Annotated in this window: 21 protein-coding genes; 15 read left to right on the plus strand and 6 right to left on the minus strand. The window is 37.6% G+C overall.

What is annotated here, in order from left to right; genetic code table 11:
* Window positions 1-243: 243 nt before the first annotated feature.
* Window positions 244-1782, minus strand: coding sequence for a YifB family Mg chelatase-like AAA ATPase (locus IPP32_06385; protein ID MBL0047707.1), 1539 nt, complete (start codon window positions 1780-1782; stop codon window positions 244-246).
* 297 nt (window positions 1783-2079) lie between these two features.
* Between IPP32_06385 and IPP32_06390 the strand changes: the two genes are divergently transcribed.
* Complete coding sequence (locus tag IPP32_06390; GenBank protein ID MBL0047708.1) at window positions 2080-8847, plus strand: T9SS type A sorting domain-containing protein; 6768 nt, start codon at window positions 2080-2082, stop codon at window positions 8845-8847.
* Between the two features lie 55 nt (window positions 8848-8902).
* On the opposite strand, the gene IPP32_06395 is transcribed toward IPP32_06390, so the two are convergent.
* Genes IPP32_06395 through gatB form a run of 4 tightly spaced genes read right to left on the minus strand, consistent with a single transcriptional unit; the run spans window position 8903 to window position 15294 of the window.
* Window positions 8903-9667: a UDP-2,3-diacylglucosamine diphosphatase gene (locus IPP32_06395; GenBank protein ID MBL0047709.1), complete on the minus strand. Its 765-nt coding sequence runs from the start codon at window positions 9665-9667 to the stop codon at window positions 8903-8905.
* Window positions 9664-12672 (minus strand): M1 family metallopeptidase, encoded by a 3009-nt coding sequence (locus IPP32_06400; protein MBL0047710.1) that lies wholly within the window; start codon window positions 12670-12672, stop codon window positions 9664-9666. The genes IPP32_06395 and IPP32_06400 overlap by 4 nt, the downstream gene beginning before the upstream one ends.
* Window positions 12673-12684: 12 nt before the next feature.
* Complete coding sequence (locus tag IPP32_06405) at window positions 12685-13791, minus strand: AhpC/TSA family protein (protein ID MBL0047711.1); 1107 nt, start codon at window positions 13789-13791, stop codon at window positions 12685-12687.
* A gap of 54 nt (window positions 13792-13845) precedes the next feature.
* A complete protein-coding gene (gatB, locus tag IPP32_06410; GenBank protein MBL0047712.1) occupies window positions 13846-15294 on the minus strand; it encodes an Asp-tRNA(Asn)/Glu-tRNA(Gln) amidotransferase subunit GatB in 1449 nt (482 codons plus the stop codon).
* Between the two features lie 465 nt (window positions 15295-15759).
* On the opposite strand from gatB, the gene IPP32_06415 reads away from it, so the two are divergent.
* Entirely contained in the window at window positions 15760-15945 is a 186-nt protein-coding gene (locus tag IPP32_06415) for a hypothetical protein (protein ID MBL0047713.1), read from the plus strand.
* A gap of 144 nt (window positions 15946-16089) precedes the next feature.
* On the opposite strand, the gene IPP32_06420 is transcribed toward IPP32_06415, so the two are convergent.
* On the minus strand, window positions 16090-17502 hold the full coding sequence (locus IPP32_06420) for a PLP-dependent aminotransferase family protein (protein ID MBL0047714.1): 1413 nt from the start codon (window positions 17500-17502) through the stop codon (window positions 16090-16092).
* A gap of 116 nt (window positions 17503-17618) precedes the next feature.
* Here IPP32_06420 and IPP32_06425 point away from each other — a divergent pair, with 116 nt between their 5' ends.
* The 13 genes from IPP32_06425 to IPP32_06485 all read left to right on the plus strand — a co-directional run bounded on the left by IPP32_06425 (window position 17619) and on the right by IPP32_06485 (window position 25801).
* Window positions 17619-18263, plus strand: coding sequence for a pyridoxamine 5'-phosphate oxidase family protein (locus IPP32_06425; protein MBL0047715.1), 645 nt, complete (start codon window positions 17619-17621; stop codon window positions 18261-18263).
* Window positions 18260-18862, plus strand: coding sequence for a GNAT family N-acetyltransferase (locus tag IPP32_06430; GenBank protein MBL0047716.1), 603 nt, complete (start codon window positions 18260-18262; stop codon window positions 18860-18862). The genes IPP32_06425 and IPP32_06430 overlap by 4 nt, the downstream gene beginning before the upstream one ends.
* A complete protein-coding gene (locus tag IPP32_06435) occupies window positions 18859-19572 on the plus strand; it encodes an amino acid racemase (GenBank protein ID MBL0047717.1) in 714 nt (237 codons plus the stop codon). The genes IPP32_06430 and IPP32_06435 overlap by 4 nt, the downstream gene beginning before the upstream one ends.
* Entirely contained in the window at window positions 19569-20075 is a 507-nt protein-coding gene (locus IPP32_06440) for a GNAT family N-acetyltransferase (GenBank protein MBL0047718.1), read from the plus strand. The genes IPP32_06435 and IPP32_06440 overlap by 4 nt, the downstream gene beginning before the upstream one ends.
* Before the next feature lie 12 nt (window positions 20076-20087).
* Window positions 20088-20723, plus strand: a complete 636-nt coding sequence (locus IPP32_06445; protein MBL0047719.1) for an HAD hydrolase-like protein — start codon at window positions 20088-20090, stop codon at window positions 20721-20723.
* A gap of 13 nt (window positions 20724-20736) precedes the next feature.
* Window positions 20737-21216, plus strand: coding sequence for a GNAT family N-acetyltransferase (locus tag IPP32_06450; GenBank protein ID MBL0047720.1), 480 nt, complete (start codon window positions 20737-20739; stop codon window positions 21214-21216).
* Window positions 21217-21220: 4 nt separating this feature from the next.
* Window positions 21221-21991 (plus strand): methyltransferase domain-containing protein, encoded by a 771-nt coding sequence (locus IPP32_06455; GenBank protein ID MBL0047721.1) that lies wholly within the window; start codon window positions 21221-21223, stop codon window positions 21989-21991.
* Window positions 21992-22015: 24 nt separating this feature from the next.
* Window positions 22016-22807, plus strand: a complete 792-nt coding sequence (locus tag IPP32_06460; GenBank protein MBL0047722.1) for a PhzF family phenazine biosynthesis protein — start codon at window positions 22016-22018, stop codon at window positions 22805-22807.
* 1 nt (window position 22808) lies between these two features.
* Window positions 22809-23099 (plus strand): superoxide dismutase, encoded by a 291-nt coding sequence (locus IPP32_06465; GenBank protein ID MBL0047723.1) that lies wholly within the window; start codon window positions 22809-22811, stop codon window positions 23097-23099.
* A 12-nt stretch (window positions 23100-23111) separates the two neighbouring features.
* Window positions 23112-23648, plus strand: coding sequence for a GNAT family N-acetyltransferase (locus IPP32_06470; protein MBL0047724.1), 537 nt, complete (start codon window positions 23112-23114; stop codon window positions 23646-23648).
* Between the two features lie 3 nt (window positions 23649-23651).
* A complete protein-coding gene (locus tag IPP32_06475; protein MBL0047725.1) occupies window positions 23652-24107 on the plus strand; it encodes a GNAT family N-acetyltransferase in 456 nt (151 codons plus the stop codon).
* A gap of 131 nt (window positions 24108-24238) precedes the next feature.
* On the plus strand, window positions 24239-24688 hold the full coding sequence (locus IPP32_06480; GenBank protein ID MBL0047726.1) for a DinB family protein: 450 nt from the start codon (window positions 24239-24241) through the stop codon (window positions 24686-24688).
* Window positions 24689-24691: 3 nt separating this feature from the next.
* The gene (locus IPP32_06485) at window positions 24692-25801 is read left to right on the plus strand and encodes a beta-lactamase family protein (protein MBL0047727.1); all 1110 of its coding nucleotides are present in this window, start codon (window positions 24692-24694) and stop codon (window positions 25799-25801) included.
* The last annotated feature ends 110 nt before the right edge of the window (window positions 25802-25911 follow it).

The raw sequence follows: 25911 nt of genomic DNA on the forward strand, positions 1-25911 counted from the left end.
CTTCGCTCACATGCTGTTTCTCGCTCTGCAAATCCCCTCGCTCTGCTTCTGTTTCTCACTCTGCAAAAACCTTCGCTCTCATTCTGTTTCTCACTCTGCAAAAACCTTCGCTCACATGCTGTTTCTCGCTCTGCAAATCCCCTCGCTCTGCTTCTGTTTCTCACTCTGCAAAAACCTTCGCTCTCATTCTGTTTCTCGCTCTGCAAAAACCTTCGCTCTCATTCAGTTTGTCACTCTGATTCATCACCCAGCCCATCCCTCCCTATCCAAACTTCTATATTGTATTGCTTCCGCAAGATGTTCTGTTTCGATGGATTCACTGCCGGCTAAATCAGCAATGGTTCTTGCTACTTTTAATATTCTGTCATAAGCTCGTGCCGATAATCCCAATCGCTCCATCGCCCTTTTGAGCAGTGTGCTGCCGGCTTCATTAATGGTACAAATACGTTGCAACATTTTGGGCGACATTTGCGCATTGCAATGCACTTCTTCAATTTCTTCAAATCTTTTTAATTGTATGTCACGCGCATTAACAACTCGATTTCGAACCAGTTCACTTTTTTCGGAAATGCGTTTAGCGGTTAGTTCCGAAAAAGCAACAGGGGTAACTTCTACGTGAATATCAATACGGTCAAGTAAAGGACCTGAAACTTTGTTTAAATATTTTTGCACCACCCCCGGGCCGCATACGCATTCCTTTTCGGGATGATTGTAATAGCCGCAAGGGCAGGGGTTCATAGAGGCTACCAACATAAAACTGGCAGGATATTGCACTGAAAATCTTGCGCGCGAAACAGTAATCGTTCTATCTTCTAAGGGTTGTCGCATGACTTCTAAAACGGTGCGTTTAAATTCTGGTAACTCATCTAAAAAGAGTACGCCATTATGAGCTAACGAAATTTCACCGGGTTGTGGGATTCCGCCTCCGCCAACAAGTGCCACATCGCTTATGGTGTGATGCGGAGAGCGAAAGGGTCGTATGGAAACCAAAGAAGTGTTCTTTCCTAATTTTCCTGCAACAGAGTGAATTTTTGTTGTCTCTAAGGCTTCGTGAATAGTAAGAGGGGGAAGAATTGTGGGCAAGCGTTTTGCCAACATGGTTTTTCCCGCACCGGGCGGACCAATGAGTATAACATTGTGGCCGCCCGCTGCAGCTATTTCCATAGCACGTTTTATATTTTCCTGTCCCTTCACATCGCTAAAATCATATTCTGTATTATTCAACTGTGCATAAAACTCATCTCTAGTATTAACAAGTGTTGGGGTCAAATTTGCATTACCTTCAAAAAAATCTATCACTTCTTTAATACTCTCCACTCCATAAACTTCTAAATCGCTTACGATTGCGGCTTCCCGTGCATTTTGTTTGGGTAAAATAAATCCCTTAAATCCCTCTTTACGTGCCTGAATGGCGATGGGCAATGCACCTTTTATGGGAAGTACGCTTCCATCTAGCGAAAGCTCGCCCATTATGATATATTTATCAAATGCAATACAATCAATTTGTCGCGAGGCTGCTAGTATTCCCATGGCGATGGTTAAGTCATAACTCGATCCTTCCTTGCGAATATCAGCAGGTGCCATATTCACAATAATCCGAAATCCCGGCCAACGGTAACCTGTATTTTTTAAAGCGGCATCAATGCGCTGATGACTTTCTTTCACGGCATTGTCCGGTAATCCAACCAAATAAAACTTAAAGCCTTTGCTGGTATTTACTTCTACAGTTATAGTGGTGGCATTAACCCCATAAACGGCACTTCCAAATGTTTTGATTAGCATTTTTGTTAAAGCCTTAATTATTGATGCTCAAACGTATTGTCAAAAAATTAATTTGTAAATACTTAAAAGAGACGAAATCTGAATCGTCCAAAAGGAGTATAAATATGATTTATGAAAATTGTTCGAACAGAACAAAGGGACTTTCACTTTTAGATGAATCAATAAAATAGACGCCTTAAATTATTTGAAAAGTGAAAAATTAAAATTAAATTTACAGGAAAATCGCTCATCACGAATTTTATAGCATGTTATCCATCATCTTTTCATCTTAAATTTTAAATCTAAATCCACTTAATCATGAAAAAAAATGTACCAATTTGTTCAGAAGGGGCAAGCACTTTGCTTACACAAAAAACAGTTCAATTCGTTTTTCTGCATCCAAAATTGCAGTCGCTTAAGAAGTTTTTTGCGCTTGTTTTAATTTTTGTTTTATCAGGATTACACACTTCAAAAGCACAACCTTCTCGTATGGAAGGTGCATGGAAGACGGGATTTTATGTAAACAATTTAGGTACTATGTCAGTTCGAAGGGGAAATACTTTGATGTATCGTGATCAAACGAATTCCGGGGTGGGTACTAACATTCAAAAAGCATTATTATTTAACAATGCAACGTTTAATTATAACCCCAAATGGACGGCAAGTAATGGGACCTTGTTTACTAAAAACGTAAAAATTACAAATGGAGCTATCCTTAATGGAGGGAGTGATATTCAGTTTGCTGTAACCCAATTAAACTACTACACATTTGTGATTGGTAACAATATTGCCGCATCCAATAACATTGCTATTTTAGAAACAACTTTTAATCCAACTACTTTTGCTGCTTTGCCAACACAATCGCCGGTTGCCGCTTCTGTTAATGCAGGGAATAATGTGGTTGTAACAGTTACACTTTCTGCTAATCCTCAATCGGGTGAAAGGGTCTTTGTGCGTTATTCGAGCGATAATTTTGCAGCCAATTTTAATGTGGTGGAAGCTACCGGATTTTCCGGGGGAATAGGAACAGCAACAATTCCCGGAGCTTTCAATACAGCCGGAGTTACAGTTTCTTATTATGTTTTTACCACAACGATTGCAGCACCTGCTGCTGCTGATGCAGATTATTTAGCCCTACGCATACAAACGCAATCGGGCGAAACAGGTAGTATATGGAGTTACACAGTAGCTGCGGTTGCTCCAACAGCACAACCTACCAATATTCAGTTTGCAAGTGTTACAGCAGGTAGTATGATTGTAAATTGGACAGCTGCGTCACCGGCTCCTACCGGGTATATTGTGCTGCGAACAAGTGGCGCAACTCCCCCCAATACTGATCCATCAAACGGTACTTTTTATTCCATTGGCAACACCATTGGAAATGCAACAGTTGCTTATCAGGGAACAGCGCTCACCACCTCCGCACTTTCTAATTTGATTGATAACACTCAATATAATTTAAAAATATATAGCTATAATGGAAGTGGGGCTGGTACGCTTTATTTTATGACTTCACCCTTATCGGGAAGTCAATCTACAACTGCAGTTGCGGCACCTACAGCAAATGCTGCTACATTAGGTGCAACAAGTATTGTCGCCAATTGGTCACAAGCTCCCGGTGCAGTGGCCTATCGTTTGGATGTGAGTACCGATAATTTATTTGGCAGTTTTTTACCCGGGTATCAAGATCTTTTAGTTAGTGGGGGAGCCACGGTGAGTCAATCTGTTACCGGTTTGTCGGTGGGCACAACATACTATTATCGTGTTCGTGCAATTGGAACAAACACAAGTTCCGGAAATTCGAATGTAATAACCGCAGTAACACTTACACCTATCGTATCAACAGCTACAGGTGGCGATTGGGCGGTTGGTGGATCTTGGGTAGGTGGCATTGCTCCAACAGCAGCCAGCGATGTGCAAATTGTTAGTGGTGCAACCATTACTATTTCGAGCAGCATTACCCGAAATGCGGGTACCACAACTTTGGTGGATTTGGGTGGAACATTGGCAGCTACTTCTGCTTTTGTGACCAATGGAAATGTGAATATTAACGGAACATTTAGAATTGGAGGAACCTTAAATGGTGGTGGTTCACCGGTTGCTACAGGTACTGGAACCTGGACTTATTCTCAAACTACAGGAACACTATTATTTAATTCCAATGCAACCTATAATTTGGATGCAGGTGCAAATATATTTTGGCCAAGTGCTGCAGGTTCTCGCCCTTTTAATGTTACCCTTCAAGCGGTGAATAACGGTAACTCTATTCAAATGAATGCCGGTATTTCGCGCACGGTGGATGGAACTTTTAGAGTGGCTGGAAGTGCTGTAAATACTGCACAATTGTTTGTGAATGGCGGTGGAACTTACACTGTGAATGGAACTTTACAACTTGATTTGGGAGGATTGTATGGAAATCAAGTTGTAACCTTTGGCGCCGCATCAACATTGAAATTAAACACAGGAACTTCATTTACAATTTCAAGTTCGATTTGGAATAGTGGCGGAACGGTTGGTGTGGTTGGATTAGCGCGACCGGCTAATGTTCAAGTGAGCGGAAATACTACACTCACTCTTCCAAATAATACCTTTAATTGCGCAGGTAATTTAACTATCGATAATGGCTCTACCTTAAATGGCCCTTCAGCAAGTTCCTTGACTGTAAATGGGAATGTGAACATCAACGGAACACTTACCTTGGGAGCTTCGTCAGGAGGCGATATAATCGTAAATGGCAACTGGACGCGTGCCAATGCAGGCGCAACTTTTACGCCCAACGGTCGTGCAGTTTGGTTCTCCGGAGGAGCAGCACAAACAATTACCATTAGTGGTGGAGGTACCGAAGTATTTAATTACCTATTGGTGAACAATAGTTCCGGAAATTTAAGTTTGGGCACCTCAACAGATGTTGCGGTTAATGGAATTACAGGTGATCCGCTTCAGTTATTAAACGCAGGTGCCTTAAACCTTAACGGACGCACCTTGTATTTATCGGGCGGAAATGGCGGAAATATAAAAACTTCGGGTGGAGCGCGAAGTATAACCGGTAGCGGAACGCTTTCCATTCAAGGCAATAAATTTGTAACCTCAGCATCAGGTGGATCCTTGTCAACCGGTGCAAATGTGCTGGTAGACCTTACAGCCGGATTAGATTGCGGAAGTGGTTTGACAACAATTAATGGTACTCTTCAAATTTCAGCCGGAGGATTTGTTACAGTAAATGCTCCGATTTATGGCAGCGGTTCATTGCTCAAATACAATTCTGCAACAACACCTTATGTAAGAGGTATTGAATGGGCAAGCGCAAGTGGCGCCGGCTATCCTTACAATGTTCAAATTGCAAATGCTACAACGGTTGATCCGGGAGGAACGCTTAGAACAGCTGTTGTCTTAAATGTTGCAAACAATTTAACTATTGATGCTAATTCTGCATTATATATGGATTATAGTGCACACAATATGACAGTTCCTCTAATCATTAACAATGAACTTGTTCTAAATGGTAGTCTTGCCGCTTCTGGTGCTGTTGGTGGGGATATCGTTATAAAAGGTAACTGGACACGCACCGGAACGTTTACACCAAACAGTCGAGCAGTGTTTTTTCAAGGTTCAAATGCGCAAGTCATGACCGGACCAACCGGATTTGATTACGTGCTTATTGATAAAACAGGTGGAAGTTTTACCCTTGCCAATAATATGACAGTAAATCAAAGTCTTACTTTTACCGGTACGAATACGGTGAACCTTACAACCGGCGCTAACCGTGTAAACATTAGCAGCACTGGTTCAGTGGTGCGCACAGGTAGTGCATATATCAATGGAAATGAACAAAGAAATATTGCAACCGGTACAAATGTTTCACGCACTTTTGATATTGGTGATGCTAGCAACTATACACCGGTAACTTTAGATTTTGCATCTGTTTCTATTGCGGGCGATGTAATTGGATTTGTTTCAACACCTGATCAAGGGCAATTAGGATCTTCACTTTTGAATCCAGCTAAATCGGTAAACCGCTATTGGACACTTACCAATACAGGTACAAGTTTTACTACGTATGATGCGACCTTTACTTATGTAGGTGGCGATTTAGATGGCGGTTCAAGTGCTGCCAATTTAAAAGTGGCAAAGTATGATGGAACATGGTCGTATCCTGCTTTGGGAACAATTACCGGCACAAGCGCTCAAGGTACAGGCATCACTTCTTTTAGTGAATTTGCGCTTGCTGAATGCTTGACTCCAACGGTTGTTATAACCAATCCGGCTGCTGTATGCGTACCCGGAACAATTGATTTAACTGCTGCTGCGGTAACACTTGGTTCAGATGCAGGACTTACCTTTACGTATTGGGAAGATGCAGGAGCAAGCACAAACCCAATTAGCAATCTTGCCGCCGCTGCTATTTCGGTTGCCAATACTTATTATATTAAAGGAACCAATGCTGCAGGATGCTTTGATGTAAAACCTGTAGTTGTTACATTTAATGCAAAACCAACCGGAGCAATCAGTGGTGACAATACCATTTGTGTTGGAAACAGTACGAATTTAAGTATAGCAGTTACCGGCACAGGACCATGGAGTGGAACTTTATCAGATATTGGAGCAACGCCATTTAGTGGAAGTTCAAGTCCAATTACTGTTTCTGTTAGCCCTGGCTCTAGTTTTAATTATACTATCGCAACTTTATCCGATGCGCTTTGTACAGCCGGTGTAGCGGATAAAACAGGGAATGCAAACATTACAGTGAATTCCTTTCCAACCCCCACCATTACAGCAAACGGGCCTACCACTTTTTGTGAAGGAGGTCTGTTAACGTTAACCGCTTCCGCGGGTGTAAGTTACTTGTGGTTACCCAATGGCGAAACTACTCAAACCATAGCTGTTGTTTCTTCAGATAGTTATTCGGTTGAGGTTACGGGAGCTAACACATGTAGTTCAACATCTGTCCCAACTGTAGTTTCGGTAACGCCTGCAACACTCACACCGTTTAATGTTACTGCTGCTGCGTCTTATTTGTATGGATTTGAAAATGCAACTCCTCCAGCTTTATTTTGTGGAATGGTAATCGGAGATGAAAATAATCCGGTTGATTTGGAGCAATGGCATACTTCAACACTAGCGCCTAACTCTGGTACTAAGCACATGGTAATAGATGCCAATGCGGATGGAACAACAGCAAAAGACGATTGGTTTTATACTGCACCGGTAAATTTGCAAGCCGGTAAAATGTATCGAATTCTGTTTAACTACCGAGGAAGTAATGCAGCTAAAACGGAGCAACTTGAAGTTTATTCAGGCTTGTCGCCCGATGCTGCAACAATGCTTTTTGGAGCTGCAATGTACAGCAATAATAACATCCAAAATGTAGCCTATATACTTGATTCTGCATCGAATTTTATTCCTGCATTTTCTGCCACCTATTATTTTGGATTTCATGCGAATAGTGCTGCTAATCAGGCAAGCCTTTATATTGATGATATAAAAGTGAAAGAGGTAACGGTAACTGCCATTAATCCTGCTTACTGCACTACTATTCCAAGTATGTACGATCAAATTTTTGTGCAACCTATTCCCGGTGCTTCAAACTACCGCTTTAAAATTGTGGGAACCGGTGCTCAATCAACTTATAATTTCGAACACTACCGTAACAATTCAAATCCCGATTATCGCTTAAAATGGGCTCCGGGTGTGATTTATGGATATACGTATAACGTGCAAGTGGCCTATTACAAAAATGGTATTTGGAGTCCTTACGGACCAACATGCCCTGTTTCTTTAGGTGCATTCCCAGCTATCAAATTGCGTAACAATCCTGCAACTGTAGCTGGTCCTTGCGACTATGTAATTTCTGACTTAAACGATCGTATCTTGACCGATTCATTATCAGGAGCGAACGATTACATGTACAAAATCGTAGAAGATGTACCGGGTGGCGCGTATGATTATGACCATACTTGGCAACGTCAAAGTGGTAACCTTGACTTCCGTTTAGTTTGGGCTTACCAATCATCTCCGCTAATTGACCGTGTTCGATTTGGTTATAGCTACGATGTTCAAACACGTGCTTTAGTTGGTAAAACCGGAGTTGCTTTTGGTAGCCGTCCGGGAGAATGGGGTCCATATGGAGCAACTTGTAAGTTAGATTTATCTGCAACTTCTCCAACAACCTCCTTAACCAACTGTAGTATTACTTTAAGCTCACTGAACGATCAAATTTTTACCACTCCAGTTACGGGCGCTACAAATTATGAGTATGAATTTACTGCACCTGGATATACTGCTGTTGTGTATCGTGGAAGTGGTAATAATGATTACCGATTAATTTGGATTCCAACTACTCCATCTGTACCGGGAGGTGCACGTTATGCAACAACTTACACTGTTCGTGTGAAAGCTTATGTAGGTGGAGTTTGGTTAAGTTACGGTGCACCTTGTACAGTAACCACACCGGCTGCTCCAACAACTTCTATCTCAACTGTTGGATTCTGTGGTTCAACTCTTTCTCCGGGTCAATTTAGCAGTATCATCAATTGTACTGCGGTACCGGGAGCCAGCTTGTATTCTTATAGAATTACCAATGTGGGTGGCGTGGCATACTCAAAAGTAATATACAACTACAATGCTAACACCAGCTTTAGTTTATCTCGTACTTTGGTTTGTTGCGGCCAACAAAACTTGTTACCAAATGCAACATACACCATTGAAGTGGCATACTACGCGGGTGTATGGAGTGCTTATGGTCCTGCATGTACTTTCACCACAGGAGCAACAGTACCTCGTTACTCACCATTTGCTAGCGAAGGTGTAGAAGCAGCTGAAGGAGCACTTAATTTAAGTGTGTATCCAAATCCTGCAACTATAAATGAGCAGTATTCATTAGAGTTACAAGGTATCACAGCCGCTAATGAAAAAGTTCAAGTAGCTATTTACAACATGATTGGCGACAGAGTTTACAGAGCTGACATAATCACCAAAGAGGAAGCAACCTTAACTATTAAACCAGAAATGCAATTAGCTGCAGGGGTTTACATGGCCGAGGCTCAACTCAATGGAACTATTTATAGAGTAAAATTTGTGGTGAAATAAATTAAGTTCACCAGAATTAAAAACCCCGTCAAAGTAAATGGCGGGGTTTTTATTTTTAGTTATTTTTTTTGAAATACTTCAGTTCCATATCCTCGCCGTTAAATACACCATAAGAGCGATAATTCATCCATTCACCGAGATTGATATACCTGCTATTTTTATTCAATTGAATATCCAATGGCAAATGACGGTGGCCAAAAATAAAGTAATCGAAAGATTGTTTTTGTAAAATTTCTTGACAATAAATAACAAGCCATTCTTTATCGTTTCCTAAAAATTGCTCATCGCTGGAGCCTGTATGCATGCGGCTTTTACCGCTCCAAAAATTCGCCAATCGAATTCCAAAATTGGGATGCAGCCTTGCAAATAGCCATTGACAAACCGGATTGGCAAAAACTTTTTTTATGAATTTGTAGCCACGGTCTCCGGGTCCCAATCCATCACCATGCCCAATTAAAAACTTTTTTCCATTGAATTCACGTTCTAAATTGCCGCGGTAAATAGTCAGTCCTATTTCTTTTGGCAAGTAATCAAACACCCACATATCATGGTTTCCGGTAAAATAGTGAATAGGAATTCCTGAATCGGAAATTTCGGCTAATTTGCCGAGGAGTCTCACAAAACCTTTTGGCACAGCAGTTTTATATTCAAACCAAAAATCGAACACATCGCCTACTAAGAAAAGCTCTTGTGCATCTTTTTTTATTTCATCCAACCACTCTACCAAAAGTTTTTCGCGCTGCAAACTTGTGGCAGCATCGGGTGCGCCTAAATGAAAATCGGATGCGAAATAAATTTTCTTTCCTTGTGCTAATTTCAATTGAAATAATTTTTTAGTTGTTCTATTGGATTCAAAGCATTCAAATGAAGTACAAATCTAATTTTTTCAAAATAGTTCAATTGATTTAAATCACTTGATTGTTGAATCGGTGCATATATCTCAAAAATATTTCGGTAAATTACTAGTGCTACACCCCAATCATAATCAAGCTTATCGGAACTTGCCGCTTTTCCGATATCGCTGTAAAAGGCGAATGGAATTTTACCCGGTGCCGGTATAAAAATATTCGCGGCTAGCATCCAATCCATTGAATTTGGAGTTAAGGTCAGATTTTTAAAACCGGCATCTTTCATATAAAATTGCTGATTAAAAATACCCTCCACATCATTTCTTCCCAAATAAATATTGTCGTACGCATAATCGTTATTTCCATTCATGGTAAATCCAAATTGTGCGCTTGCATTCGCTTCATAAATAAATTTTCCACCAAATACTCTAATTTCAGCCGCTTTGCGCCGATGCTCATAACTAAAATGATACAGTGCTTCAAGCGTGGATTTCGCATAATTATTGCCTTGCTCGATTCCTATTCCTATTTCAAATGGATTTATTGTTCGCTTGTTTTTGAGTGAATAAAATAAGCTGTTAATGAAATAGTTGTTTGCATAGGAATCTTTTTTGTACTGTTTTTCAGCATAATTGTATGGTGCGGTATCTTCCCAGATGTTAGCGTTTCTGATTTTTATTTTTTGAAACAAAGGGCTACGCACATTTTTTTTTCTAAAATTGAAATCTATTCCGGCAGCGGCATGCACAAATCCCAATTGCACCGGACGATTGCGATAACTATATTTTTTAAACACTACATGTGGTTCAATGGCTTGCAAAATACCATTGGGGTTCCAATGGTAAGTTAATTGAATCGAACCATTTAAATCATTGCTGCCAACAGCATACATTGGCATAACTAAATATTCAAAACGTTTCTGAATCAGGGCATGATTGTAGAGTGCCATGCCTGCCATAAAATTATTATACTGATTATATCCCACTACCGGAAAATAATTAATTGTTGTTTTTTCAGTGTTTTCGATACTCCCAATGAATTGCAATTGCAAAGGCTCTATCTTTTTAAAAATGCCACGGGTACGAATTACATTGTTTGAACGCCTTATTTCAGGCATGTTCCAAGCCTTGTCTATTTCTAAAAAGGAATAATCTCCTATTGGAAAAGCAACTTGTTTTGTGCCTTCAAAACCATCCAGCCAGACTGTTTTTACAACTTCTTTAATTTTAATTGCACTTAGCGCAAAGGGGCCTGAAATCGCCGCTTTGTTTTTTATTTTCACCACAAAATTGGAATCTGTTTTATGGATGACCGAAATTTTATAATCCAATTTTTTTTTGCTTGAAAGTAAATCAGCAAAAAACCAATCTAAATTTTTACTGCTCCCTTTTTCAAATATTTCGCGCAAGTCGTTTGGTTGTGGATGCTTAAATTTCCATGTTTCATAATAATTGTGCATCAAGGAATCAAAAAGGGTTTCACCTAAATAGTTGGCGAGGTAATTAAAAATAAAACCGCTTTTAGAATACACGCTGCTTCCATAGTTTGCATCGGTAAAGCTTGTGGCAGGGAGCGTAATTGTTTGATCCACATTTTTTCGGGCAGCGCTTAAATAAGCTAACACATATTGTGTTTTAGAAGAATACTGCGCAAGGTGCGCAAAACGAACATAACTTTCACTTATATATGCATCTACAAAACTAGCTTTTGGATAGAGCTGTTCCATGAGCCGTAAATTATAATAGGTATTTAGCCCTTCATCCATCCAGGGATTATTGCGTTCATTGTTTCCAAGTATTCCATAAAACCAATTGTGCCCCACTTCATGCACCACAGTATATTCAAAATCTTTTAAAGTAATTGCTTCGCCCAACACTGCAATCATCGGATATTCCATTCCTCCTCCAGCAGCTATTGTGCCATCAACCAGCGTAATTTGTGAGTAAGGATAGTCACCCAACCAGTTGGAATAATTTACAAGCGTTTCTTTCACATAATCTGAACAGTGCTTCCAATAGGCGCTTTGTGAATTTGTAAAAAGCATCCAGGTGCTAATTTTTCGTTTGGATTCAGGCAACTCAATTTCTGCATTCAACACATGATACCTTTTATCGGCAAACCAAGCAAAATCATGCACCTTTTCGGCTTTGAAATGCAGGGTTTTTAGCGCAGTGTCTGAATTGGGGAAACTTAAATCATCGGATTCAACAAATTCTTCTTTCGCCTTTTCATTCATCCAGCTAATTTCACTTGAATCTTGCAATACACCGCTTGCGCCTACAACATAATTTTTAGGGAGGGTTATTGAAACATCAAAATTTCCAAACTCACTGTAAAATTCACCTTGATCAAGATAAGGAAAGGCATGCCATCCTTGGGCATCAAAAACTGCCGGTTTGGGGAACCATTGCGATATCATATATTGCTGCCCTATATGTCCCAAGCGCGAAATGGAAGCACTTGGTAACTTAATATGAAAGGTGGTGCTGATGGTAATTTTTTCGCCCGAAGCAAGTGCTTTTTTTAATACAATTCTTCCCTCATCTTGGTGCACGGAATCATAAATAAATTCAACTGATTCGTTATCTACTTTAAAATTTAGTCCATTAATGTATCCACGTGATTCGGGTTTCGAGTAATAAAAAGTAGTTTCACCATTCTCCAGCAATTGCTTAGCCAGCGCAGTTTGATCATCTTTATAGGCATTTGGCCAAAGGTGAATATAAATTTCCTGAAGTGTTTGGTTTGAATTGTTACGGTACTCAATCTCCTCATCGGCGCTCAGTTCATGGGTTACATCATTTAAAGTAACATGAATGCGATACGTAACATCTTGTTGAAAATAAGTTTTCGCTGCAAGTGAAAAACAGCACAATTGAAAGCAAAGAAGGAAAGCAAAAGTTAAACTGAATACTACTCCTTTTGTAAAGCTTGTTTGTTTACTGGGTGCGGACTCACTCCGGCTTTCGTGAATCATTCCAAATGGTGATTATGGAAGCAGTTTGCGAATGGCGTTTTCTAATTCTTCACCACGCAAGCCCTTTGCAACAATTTTTCCTTCTTTATCTAATAATACACTAAATGGTATTCCACTTATGTTATAAAGTTTAACAACCGAAGAACTCCACATGCCTAAATCACTGATGTGTGTCCAGGTTAAATGATCATCGGCAATTGCTTTTTGCCAAGCAGCTTTATCTTTATCCAAGGAAACGCCAAGCACATCAAAACCCTTTGCATGAAAAGCTTTATACGCTTTTACAACATTTGGGTTTTCTGCTCTACAAGGCCTGCACCACGAAGCCCAAAAATCAACCAAAACCACTTTTCCTTTGTAAGAAGAAAGCGCAACCGTTTGCCCTTCGGGTGTTTCCAATTTAATATCGGGTGCAACACTTCCAATACCCAATTTATTCATCTCCGATACACGTGTATGAAAAAGTTTGGCATAAGTAGAGTTGGGATATTTTGCCATCAATCCTTGATCCAATTTTACAAAATATTCCACATCTGTCTCGGCACTCAGGCGGTCAATAACAGCAAGCGATGCAAGGGATGAACTATTTTCGTTGATAAACTTTTTAAGGAATACCGACTCATTCATTTTTACCTGATTATATTGCATATCCAAAGCTCGACCCACACTGTCTATTTTAGGGCTTCCTTGATACGTGGCGTAGACTTTTTTAAGGGAATCACCAATATAAAAATTGCGTTGCAATACATAGTTTACGGTTGCAATTTTTTCGCTGTTCGCAGAGCCTTTTACTTGATAACTGCCGGCAAATTTTTTCGCATCTGCTGTAAAATCAATATGGTCGTTACTATCCAAAAGCAGTAATGCAAAATTGCTGTTATCGAGGCGTAAACGATAAAAACCCAATTCAGGAATTTTTATTTTAAACGAAAAGGAGCCGTCAGCAGCAACAATTGCACTATCTCTTGGGTTAATGCTAATTGGAGTAAGTTCATCGATAAATATTTTTTCGCCGCTACTGTTACTCATTTTACCCACAATGTTTTCACCTTGTGGCGTGTTGGAGCAAGAAATAAAAATTATAGAAAGGAGAAAAAGAGGAAAGCAAATTTTTTTCATTTTAGGTATGTATATGAGTTAGGTATTTTAATTTGTAAATGCTTGTATGTATCATTAATTCGTTTCGTCCAGCATTTTGCTTACCAAGCTGCTGGCTAGTTTCGGGTCTGCCTTTCCTTTCGAAAGCTTCATTACTTCGCCCATAAATAGTGCCGCCAAATTTACTTTTCCGGCTTTGTATTCTTTTACCTTTTCGGGATATTTTGCTATGGCTAATTTCACAAATTCAGTCAAGGAATTCTCATCGCTCACCGAAACCAAATTGTTTTCTTCTGCAATCGAAAGTGGCGATTTATTTGGGTTTTCGATTAGTTTAGGAAACACTTGCTGCAAGGCCAAAGTATGACTCACTTTTCCTGAATCTATCAATTCAATGAGGTCACAAATGCGCTTAGCTGAAATCGGAAACTGATTTAAATGAAATGCGTTTTCGTTGATGTACGAACGAATGGGGCCCATCAACCAATTCGCTGCCGCCTTGTAGTTTTTAGTAGAAGCCGTTAGCTCCTCAAAATACAATGCTGTTTCTTTCGTATCGGTGATCACAGTTGCATCGTATTCCGAAAGTCCAAATTCGGCAACATATTTTTTATGTAAATCATTTGGCAGAGGTGGCAATATTTTGCGCACTTCTTCAATATAGGCTTTCGAAACAATAACCGGTTGTAAATCCGGCTCAGGAAAGTAACGGTAATCGTTAGCCATTTCTTTACTTCGAAGTATAAAAGTTGTTCCGCTTTCGGCTTCAAAACTGCGGGTGTCCTGACTGATTTCATTGCCGACTTCCACTTCTGCAATTTGGCGTTGAATTTCAAATTCGATAGCACGTTGCACATTGCGAATGGAGTTCATGTTTTTTACTTCCACGCGTTTGCCAAATTTTGAATCGCCTTTTAATCGTACCGAAATATTGGCATCGCAACGCATACTTCCTTCTTCCATATTTCCGTCGCAAATTTCGAGGTAACGCACGAGTTTACGCACTTCGGTGAGGTAGGCATAAGCTTCTTCGCCCGAACGCAACTCCGGTTCACTCACCATTTCCAAAAGCGCAACGCCCGCTCTATTCAAATCAATAAGCGAATCAAAGGCATCTTGGTCGTGCATGCTTTTTCCGGCATCTTCCTCCATGTGAATGCGTGTGAGGTTAATTTGTTTTGTACCACCATCTTTCATCTTTATGGTAATATAACCCTTGGTACAAATAGGAGTTTTATCTTGGGTTATTTGATAGCCCTTGGGTAAATCCGCATAAAAATAATTTTTGCGCGCATACTGATTTTCTTCCTGTATGTCGCATTTGCAAGCCAATCCCAGCTTCACCGCAAATTCAATTACTTTTTTGTTCGATTTAGGCAAAGTTCCGGGATGCCCTAGAGTAATCACACTCACATTGGTATTGGGCAAAGTACCATACTCGGTAGAGTCGCTGGCATAAGCCTTACTTTTCGTGAGCAATTGAATGTGAACTTCTAATCCAATAACAGCTTCGTATTTTTCCACAGGAAATAAATGTGCTTAAAAATTTTGAAGCGTAAAGGTAAGAAAAAATGAGTTTAGCTCAACTAACAGCCTCAACCGCGGTTTTAAAGGGCATATTCACAATATAAAGCATTCTGTTTATCCAACCATTTTGGGCGTTTCCCTCCTGCGTCGGGTCAGGCTTTCCGCTGCAATCTTTGCCGCACCGAAAAAGTGCGCCAAAGGATTTTCGCTGCAATTAAGCCTTGCGCATCACGAACCCCGAAAAATTAACTATTTGTGAGTAATCCTTAACGCGGGACAGGAAAATGAAGCGCATTCTCAGTCATTCAGCAGAATTAGTTGCAAGGCGACATTTTTTTTTTATTGAAGCAGGTCTATAAGCAGAAAATGGAAAGTCAAGCTATCCTTTTCATTAACATTTAGTTTTATCCATGAGAGAAGACAATATTCTTTTTGCAGGAAGGAATTTAATACTTGTTAGCAATGGCCAATGAAAAATATGATACTTGCCCGATGGAAGGATTTGATAGTAGAAAAGTAAAACGTATTTTAAAATTACCTTTTGGTGCTGAAATTAATATGGTTATTTCTTGCGGAATAAGAGCTGAGAAAGGCGTTTGGGGAGACAGAATGAGAATACCATTTAACGATGTTTATAAAAATATTTAAAAGCTTGAAAGACGCGCAAAATCAAATTAAAAACAAAGTCGAAGGGTTGCTTTCGCAAACGCTTAATCAATTAATAAAGGTGCATCCAATAAATTTAAATGGATTAAAAAAATTAGAAAGAAGGTAAGAATTATTCCCTCACTTTTATTTTGCAGCGAGCTTTCCAAGTAGTTTCAAAGCACCTTCCACTTGCTCATTCCAAACCAATCCATAATTCAATTTTAAGCAATTATTGTATTGATTTTGAAGGGTAAACATTCTGCCCGGAGCAATACTTATTTTGTTTGCCATTGCTGTATTATAAAGTTCAAGAGTATCAGTTTTTTTGTTTAGTTCAACCCACAAATGCAAACCGCCTTGCGGTATAGTTACTTTTGCATCATCAGGAAAATATTTACTAATGCAACGCAAAAACTGCAGTGAGTTTCTATGTAGGGTATGTCTAAGTTTTCGTAAATGATTTTCATATCTGTCATTTTCCAAAAATTTTCCAACTGCTTCATGAGTAATGGAAGTTGTATACAGCGAATGGTAATATTTTGTTCGGGCAACTTTTTCTTTGAACTTTCCCGGAGCCATCCAGCCCACACGATAACCGGGTGCTAATGTTTTTGAGAATGAACAGCATAATAAAACAATACCACTTTCATCATAAGTTTTGCAACAAATAGGACGCTGTTTTCCAAAATACAAATCGCCAAATATATCATCCTCAATTAGCGGAACGTTGTGTTTCTCCATAAGTTCCACAACCGCTTTTTTATTTTCATCGGGCATACAGCTTCCTAATGGATTGCTGAAGTTACTTACCAATAAACACAATTTTACTTTTTTTCTTTCCAATGCTTTTTTCAAAGCATCTACTTCAATTCCAGTAAATGGATTGGTGGGTAACTCTAAAACATTCAAACCAAGATTTTTTGCTAAATGCAAAATACCAAAATATACAGGGCTTTCGACAGCAATTGTGTCGCCTCTTTGCGCTAAAGTGAGCATGCAAAAAGAAATAGCATCAATACTTCCTGATGTAGTTATAATATCTTCTGCATTCAATTGTCCGCCCCACATTAATGACCGTACCGCAATTTGCTTTTTTAAATTTTGATTGCCATACTTGTCATAGTTTAATCCACCACCATGTAATGCACGGGTAGCATTCACTATTGCTTTATTCATTTTTGCAACTGGAAGCAATTCAATCGAAGGTACGCCTGCTGATAACTCTATTTTGGCTTTACTTATGTTTTGCGAAACAGTAAAAATCGTTTCTTCCGTATCATCTTCTATTTTGGCAATAATTGGCTGACTGGTTTGCGGCACATTTTTAAAATACTTGTGGGCATACGAAACATAATAGCCCGACTGCGGACGTGATTCAATTAAACCGCGGCATTCCAATTCAAAATAGGATTGCTGAACAGTTGTAATGCTAACACCCTTTTCTATTGATAGTGTTCTTAAAGAAGGCAATTTATCACCAACTTTAAGTACATCGCTCTTGATCTGATGCTCCACATGGTTTGCAAGCTGTAAATACAGAAGTTCCTTTTTATTCATTCACCAAAAGTAACTGTACTGGTAAAAATAAACAAATTTGTATCTGTACTAATTGAATTTGTTGACTGATTTTTGCATTCGATTGTTCAGTATTTTAATAGTAAAAATTAAAGCAAATGGAATTTAATAAAGTCGTAAGAGGTGAAAAAAGAGCAATGAATGATGTAACAAGTGTTCATGCAATTTTAGACGCTGGTTTTTTGTGTCATGTAGCATTTCAACATCAAGGGCAAACTATGATGATTCCTACTGCTTATGGCAGAGAAGAAGATTGTTTGTATTTACATGGCTCAACAAAGAACTTTATGCTAAATCAAATAGTAGATGGACAAACCATTTGCATTTCGGTTACCCACCTAGATGGAATTGTTTTAGCAAAATCATTATTTCATACTTCTGTGAATTATCGTTCTGTTGTTTTGTTTGGTAAAGCGTTTTTGCTAGAAGATGAAAACGAGAGAATCCAAGGAATGAAAATCATTACAGAAAATATTGTTCCAGGAAGATGGGATGAAGTGGAGTTGGGAAATGAATCACAATTGAAAGCAACCATGGTAATCAAGTTTAGAATTGAAAGGGCATCAGCAAAGATTAGAAACGAAGGTCCATTGGGGGATGATGAAATTAAAGAAGAAGTATGGAGTGGGCACATTCCCATAGCCATGAAAGCTCTGCAGCCTATACAAGACAATAAGTTTGGGCTTGCATTAGAAATGAGTGATAGTGTTAAAATGTATTATGAGAAGAATAAGCAATCATGAATTGGATTAACTCAGATACAATTTTAAAAGGAGATTTAGTTGAACTCATTCCTTTGAAAAAGAATCACTTTGTAGAATTAGAACATATCGCAAGAGAAATGAGAATTTGGGAATTCATTCCAATTGATATGAGCACCAAGGAAAAGTGTTTGCAAACTTTTGCAACTGCAATGCTTGAAAAAGAAAAGGGAACTCAACTTCCATTTGTGATATGGAATAAGCAAGAGAAGAAAATAATTGGCAGTACAAGGCTAATGGAAATATATCCGGCACATAAAAAAATGGAAATTGGCTGGACATGGCTTCACCCCGATTATTGGGCAACAGCTGTGAATTTGGAATGTAAATTACTCTTGCTGACGTTTTGTTTTGAAGAATTAAAAGCCATTCGAGTGCAATTAAAAACGGATGAAAATAATATTCGTTCGCAAAAAGCAATTAAAAAAATTGGTGGGCAATTTGAAGGAATATTGCGGAACGATTGGATAAGATATAACGGAACAATTAGAAACTCTTTTTATTTCAGCATCATTTATACAGAGTGGGAGAATGCGAAAAAAAAATTAAAAGGGCTCGTTCAAAATAAAATGAAAGCATGAAAACGTTAGGACTAATAGGTGGTATAAGTTATCATTCTACTGCAGTTTATTACAACTTAATTAATCAACAAATGAATCAAAAATTAGGAGGTAATCAAGCAGCAAAAATAATGTTGTATTCCTTAAATTATGCTGACTTTAAAGCACTTCAATCAAAAAATGATTGGAATGGAATTGAAAGTATGTTGAGTAGAATTGCAATAACCCTTGAGAAAGCAGGTGCTGATTGTATCCTGCTTTGTTGCAATACGGCACATTTAATTGCTATAGAACTATCCCAAAAAATTAATATTCCATTTCTGCATATTGCAAATGAAACTGCAAGGGAAATTGTACGAAAAAAATATAATAAAGTGGGATTAATTGGAACTAAGTTTATACTGGAAAATCCATTTTTTATGGATGCGCTTTCTAAAGAAGGAATAGAAACCATTATCCCAAACACCATGGAGCAATCCTACATACATGACATTATTCTTGATGAGATGTCAAAAGGTGTGTTATCGAATCGGTCGAAGGAACTGCTTCTATTGGCCATTCAAAATTTAAAAGGAGTGGGGGCTCAAGCGGTAGTATTTGGTTGTACTGAGATTGGAATCTTTATAACGCCATCCGATTGTGATCTAAAAATATTTGATACAACTAAGATTCATGTTTCAGCAGCGGTTGACTTTGCCACTCAAATCCAAAGACAAAAACTTTATCAATGACAGAAAAATTTACATTCCGGATTGGAAACTTAAACGACTTAAATCAGATTAAGGATTTAACCTTAATTGCTTACATGCAATTTCAAAATGTGCTTACAAAAGAGAACGTCGATGCAATGGATAAAAACCTGGGCAGTGTAAATACTTACACGGAACTTTTCAAAACCGCTACCTGTTTTGTATGCGAGAATAAAAGTAGCATTATAGGCTCTGCATTTTTGGTTCCCCATGGGAATCCTTATAAGTGGTTTGATGCTGAATGTTCCTTCATAAGGTTGGTAGCTGTTCATCCAAAATACGAAGGAAATGGAATAGGAAAAAAGCTAACACAATTATGTATTGAAAGGGCAATTGAAACGGGTGAAAATGTAATTACCTTGCATACTTCGGAATTCCATAATGCAGCAAGACATATTTACGAAAGCTTTGGTTTTATTAAGATTAAAGATCTTGACTTGATTTTTGGCAAAAAATATTATTTATATACTTTACAATTAAAATAGGATCGCTTGCTTATGAAATGTAGAGCAATTATTTTAGATTTAGACGATACTATTTTCCAAACTAAGTCAATGGATGCAAACGTATTTAACGATTTTTTTGAGCATCTATCCCTCAATTTGTCATCGCAATTTAATCAAGTGACTATTGATGCCATTATTAATGATTTGTGGAGCTCTGCATGGGATTTTGTTATAAGTAAGTATAATATACCCAAAGAGATTATCATTAGTTCCATTGATGTTCTTGATAATTTGGACTTGAAATTAACTATATCAACCTATCCCGATTATCAATTTATTAAGGAACTTTCCATAACAAAATTTCTGGTTACAACGAGTCTAACCTCCCTTCAAAAGGCTAAAATTAGAGCATTGAATATTGAAAACGATTTTGAGAAAATTGTAATTAACGATACATTCATACAAGCCAAAACAAAATTGGATATTTTCAAAGAGTTGATGGATGAGTATAACCTGATACCCGAAAAGACTATTGTAATTGGCGATAATTCAGCATCAGAAATAGCAGCAGGGAACAAGTTGAATATGATAACCATTCAAATTCTTAGAAACGGAGTAACAAGAGGGAATAATGCAAAACACTTTATCCATTCGTTTGAAGAACTAAGTTCATTAATAAATATTTAAAGCCTAATGAAAAATGAATATAACCTACAATAGAGCCACACTAGCAGATATTCAAACATTAGTTGATAATAGAATTTTATTTGCGCTTGAATTAGGAGGCGAACAGCCACAGGAGAAAATAGTAGATTTGAAAAGTCAAATGACCACCTATTTTTCAAAAGCAACGGCTGATAATAGTTGCATTTCCATCCTAGCAAAAAGCAATGGAATTGTTGCAGGAATAGGTTCAGTTCACATAAGAGACATGCCCGGTAATTTTAAGAATCCATCCGGCAAATGGGGCTACATAATGAATATGTATACTGTCCCTCAATATAGAAGAAAGAGTATTTGCAAAAGCATTCTAACTCTATTAGTGGAAGAAGGAAAGAAATGCGGAGTAACAGCTTTTGAGTTACATGCAACGAAGGAGGGAGAAAAAGTTTATACACAGGAAGGGTTTATTTATCACAACGAACCTACCTTAAGGAAATGGATAAATTCAAATAGTTAAACGTATGAATTATTTTACGCAATACACGGCAGCCGAAAGGTATTCAAAAGCAAGGCCCAACTTCCATCCCAATACCATAAATCGAATTAAGGAATACTTATTAATTGAAAATAAATTCGATTCAGCTTTAGACATTGCATGCGGAACCGGGCTTTCAACTCGAGCATTGTTAAGCATAGCAACCCACGTTTATGGCACTGATAATTCTAAAGTTATGTTAGATGTTGCATTGCAAAAGGAGAATATAAATTACCAAGAAGCACAAGCAGAAAAACAGCCTTTTGCAGACCATTTTTTTGATTTAATTACCGTATGTTCAGGTGTTCATTGGTTTGATATTGATAAATTTTTATTAGAAGCGAATCGCTTGCTGAAAAGTAATTCATTTGTGGTGCTCTACGATAATTTATTTCTTGGTGAAATGGACGGGTATCCTGAATTTAAAAATTGGTATAATGCCGTTTATCTAAATGAGTTTCCGGCACCAGCAAGAAATGACAAATACAATTGGGCAAATGATAAGTTAAACCGAATGAATTTTGACATTGTGAATGAACAAAAATTTAACAATGCCATTTCTTTTAATAAAAAGGAGTTGGGTCTCTATTTCACCACGCAAAGCAATATTATTTCCGCAGTTGAAAAGAAACAAGTTAGCTATACTGAAGCGGATATTTGGCTTAATAAGGAACTTTCTATCTTTTTCGCTAATGAAGATAAACGAGAAATTGTACATTTTGCTAATTGGATTAAGTACTTAAAAAAACGCCAATAAAAATCATTCACACAAAACGCAGGAATGCAAAGAATAAAAATATATCATATTGATGCATTTACCGACGAGGTTTTTTCAGGAAACCCTGCAGCTGTTTGCCCTCTTCAAAAATGGTTACAGGATGACATCTTGCAAAAAATAGCAACGGAAAATAACCTTTCTGAAACTGCTTTTTTTGTAATTTCAGATTACAAAATCCAGATAAGGTGGTTTACTCCAAAAGTGGAAGTTGACCTTTGCGGACATGCTACATTGGCAGCCGCTTTCGTTTTGTTCAATCTTGAAAAATCTGCTGCTAATATCCTTCATTTTTTTTCGCCAAGAAGTGGAGAACTAACTGTAACTAAAAGCGGAGATCGTTTAACGTTAAATTTCCCGACCGACACTTTTGAACCCGTAAGATTGACTAGTGAAATTTTTAATTGCTTTGACCTCCGGCCCAAGTTGGCTTTCAAAGGAAAGACAGATTATCTTTTTATCTATGAAAGCGAAGCTGATATCGCCAACATGAAGCCGGATTTTAATAAAATTGCAAAATTGAATAGTCGTGGAGTAATTATATCAGCCAAAGGAAATCAGGTGGATTTTGTATCTAGGTTTTTTGCCCCGCAAGTGGGAATAATGGAAGACCCTGTAACCGGTTCTGCTCATACAACATTGACTCCTTTTTGGGCAAAAGAACTTCATAAAGCCGAATTGACAGCAATACAACTTTCTGAAAGGAAGGGATATTTAAAATGTAAGTATATGAACGACAGGGTAGAGATAAGTGGACAATCCAAACTGTATTTAACCGGAGAAATTGAATTAAATTGATATGAAAATACTTGCCATCGAAAAGGAAACGGAAGGTGTAATATGGAATAGTTTAGGAGAATTATTAAAGGAAGAAGTGCGACATGTTTATGATTTATATCTGGCAGATAAAATAAGAGAAATATATTTTACTGAACACAAAAATGCACTATTGATTTTGGAGACAAAGGATAAGAAAGAAGCGTTAAAAATACTTAGTTCCTTGCCTTTGGTAAAGGCCGGAATGATTAAATTTGAGATACTGGAGTTAAAGCCTTATACAGGATTGGAGAGAATAATGCACCAACTTTGAGAAAATATTTTTATGAAATTCTACATCGAAACGGAAAGATTAATTTTGAGAGAGATGCGTGCAAGCGATGACAAAGCAATGTTCGAATTGGATTCAAATCATGAAGTGCATAAATACCTAGGGAATAATCCTATTAAAACAATTGAACAAGCAAGAAAAGTTATTGAAATCCTCCGTCAGCAATATATAAATAATGGCATAGGGAGATGGGCAACGATTGAAAAGGCATCCGGCAATTTTATGGGTTGGAGTGGATTGAAATTTATTAAGGAATACGAAAACAATCACATCAATTTTTATGATGTAGGGTATCGTTTACTGCCAAAATATTGGGGCAAAGGGTATGCAACCGAAGCTGCCAAGGCTGCTTTGGAATATGGCTTTAATACATTGAAGGCAGAAGAAATAATTGGCACGGCAAACGAAGAAAACATTGCTTCAAGGAAAGCTTTAGAAAAATGCGGATTAAAATTCGTTGAACAATTTATGTGGAAAGATATTAAATGCGATTGGCTGAAGATCACAAAGGAGGAATGGTTTAATAGATAGATTATGCAAATCATCAAAACAAGAAAGCTAACACCTGAGCAATTTTCACAAATAAATAAATTGTGGAATGATGAATACCCAATAAAATTGAAAGACAGATTTCCAATTTTATTGGAAGGTGTGGAAAATTACCATCATTATATTATGGAAGATTCTGAACAAAATATAATAGCTTGGGCAGTTGATTTTGAAAAGGAGAATGAAATTCGGTTTTCAATTATTGTGCATTCGAACTATAAAGGAAAGGGTTGGGGTAGTTTATTAGTAAACAAATTAAAATCGGAAAACGAGTTGTTTTATGGATGGGTAATAGACCATAATGATGATTTAAAGAATAATGGAGAATATTATCAAACACCCATGCCCTTCTATCTGAAACATGGATTTGAAATTTTAGCTAGCGAGAGATTAGAAACTGAAATGATACGCGCGGTAAAAATTAAATGGAGATTAATTTGAAGTTGAACGACCACAAACCGAATCCACCAACAGTAAGGAAATTGGAGGAATTAATTTCATCAAATGAATTTTCAGCAATCCTCCAACACATTAAATTTTGAAGTGAAATGTAATCCTATTTGCAAATTATAATGAATAGCAATTCTGTAAACCGATTAAAAGTGTTACTCGAAAACATTCCTACACTACTGTTAGAGATTTCTGAAGATTTATTTTCAATAAAAATAAATTCATCTAAATGGAGTAAGAAAGAAATACTTGGGCACTTGATTGACAGTGCTGCAAACAACCATCAACGTTTTATACGTGGGCAGTTTGAAAATATTCCGACAATTAAATATGATCAAAACAAATGGAATGAATTGAATCATTATCAGCAATTAGAAAGCAAACACATCATTCAGCTTTGGACAATTTACAATCAGCATTTACTTGAAATATTGAAAAGAATACCGGAAGAAAACTTGTGTATGGAATTGAATGTTGGCAACGAAATTAATGTAACACTTCAATTTTTGATGGATGATTATTTACTCCATTTGGAACATCATTTGAAACAGATTGTCGATTACAAATTTTAAGTAATGAAAAAGCAAGTCATCTTTTTTTGGTTGGCAGTTGCTTTTGGTGCGACCATTTCCAATGCCCAAAACATTGACAGTATTCGTTATATTCTTGACAGCACTTATGCGAGTTCGCCATTCTTTGGGAATGTTTTAATCACCAAAAACAACAAAATCCTTTTTGAAAAAAGTTACGGTTTTGCTGATGCGCTAAATAAAATACCATTGACAAAAGAAAATTCATTTCAAGTTGCATCCATTTCAAAACAATTTACTGCTTACGGAATAATGATTTTGAAGCGCCAAGGTTTTTTGGATTACGATAGTTTGGTTTGCAAATACATTCCAACATTTCCATACAAAAATATTACAGTAAGGCACTTGCTAACCCATACATCAGGGCTGCCAAATTTTTGGGAGGGCATCAGACCCAATCTGGACACTGCTAAATCAAACGGTAACAAAGAAGTTTTGGAATATTTAATTCAACAGCAACTTCCTTTGCAATTTGAAGCAGGCACAAAATTTCAGTATGCAGATATTGGGTATGATTTTTTGGCCGGCATTATCGAGAACATTTCGGGTTTGAGTTATCAAGAATTTATGTACCAAAACATTTTTAAACCATTAAAAATGAAAAGCACTTTTGCATACATGGTTACAGACATTCGCAGAATTGAAAACAAAAACTTAGCCATCGGACATACATTTGAGAATGGAAAGTTTTCTTATGCTCACTTGGAATCGAAATATAATTTCGTTTCGTACTTAGGCGATTTTTATGGTGATGGTTCTGTAGTAAGCACTGCCAATGATTTAGCAATTTGGGACAAAGCCCTTGACGAATGTAAACTATTGCCCTGCGAAATTCAAAACGAATCTATCACCGAACCCACTTTTAACGGTAAAACAATTTATGCAAGAACAAACCCTAACATCAGTTATGGCTTTGGTTGGTTTATGAAAAATACTCCGTCCGGAAAATTAGTTTATCACAGTGGCGGACATCCAGGGAACTCCCATGTAATGTATCGCTTGTTGGATAAGCACATTACTTTTATTTTTTTATCGAATTCCGAAACATCAAATTTAAAATCATTGCGAAACAGGATGCTTCAACTGCTTGATTAAATGGCACTCCTAATAATTAAGTGGAGTAGAAGCACTTTTTATTTTGCTTAAATTGGGTAGAATTAATTGCATCAGCGATTAAATTATGAAATACTTGCGTCATAAATAGT

The organism is Bacteroidota bacterium (assembly GCA_016721765.1).
Taxonomy (GTDB): Bacteria; Bacteroidota; Bacteroidia; order UBA4408; family UBA4408; genus UBA4408.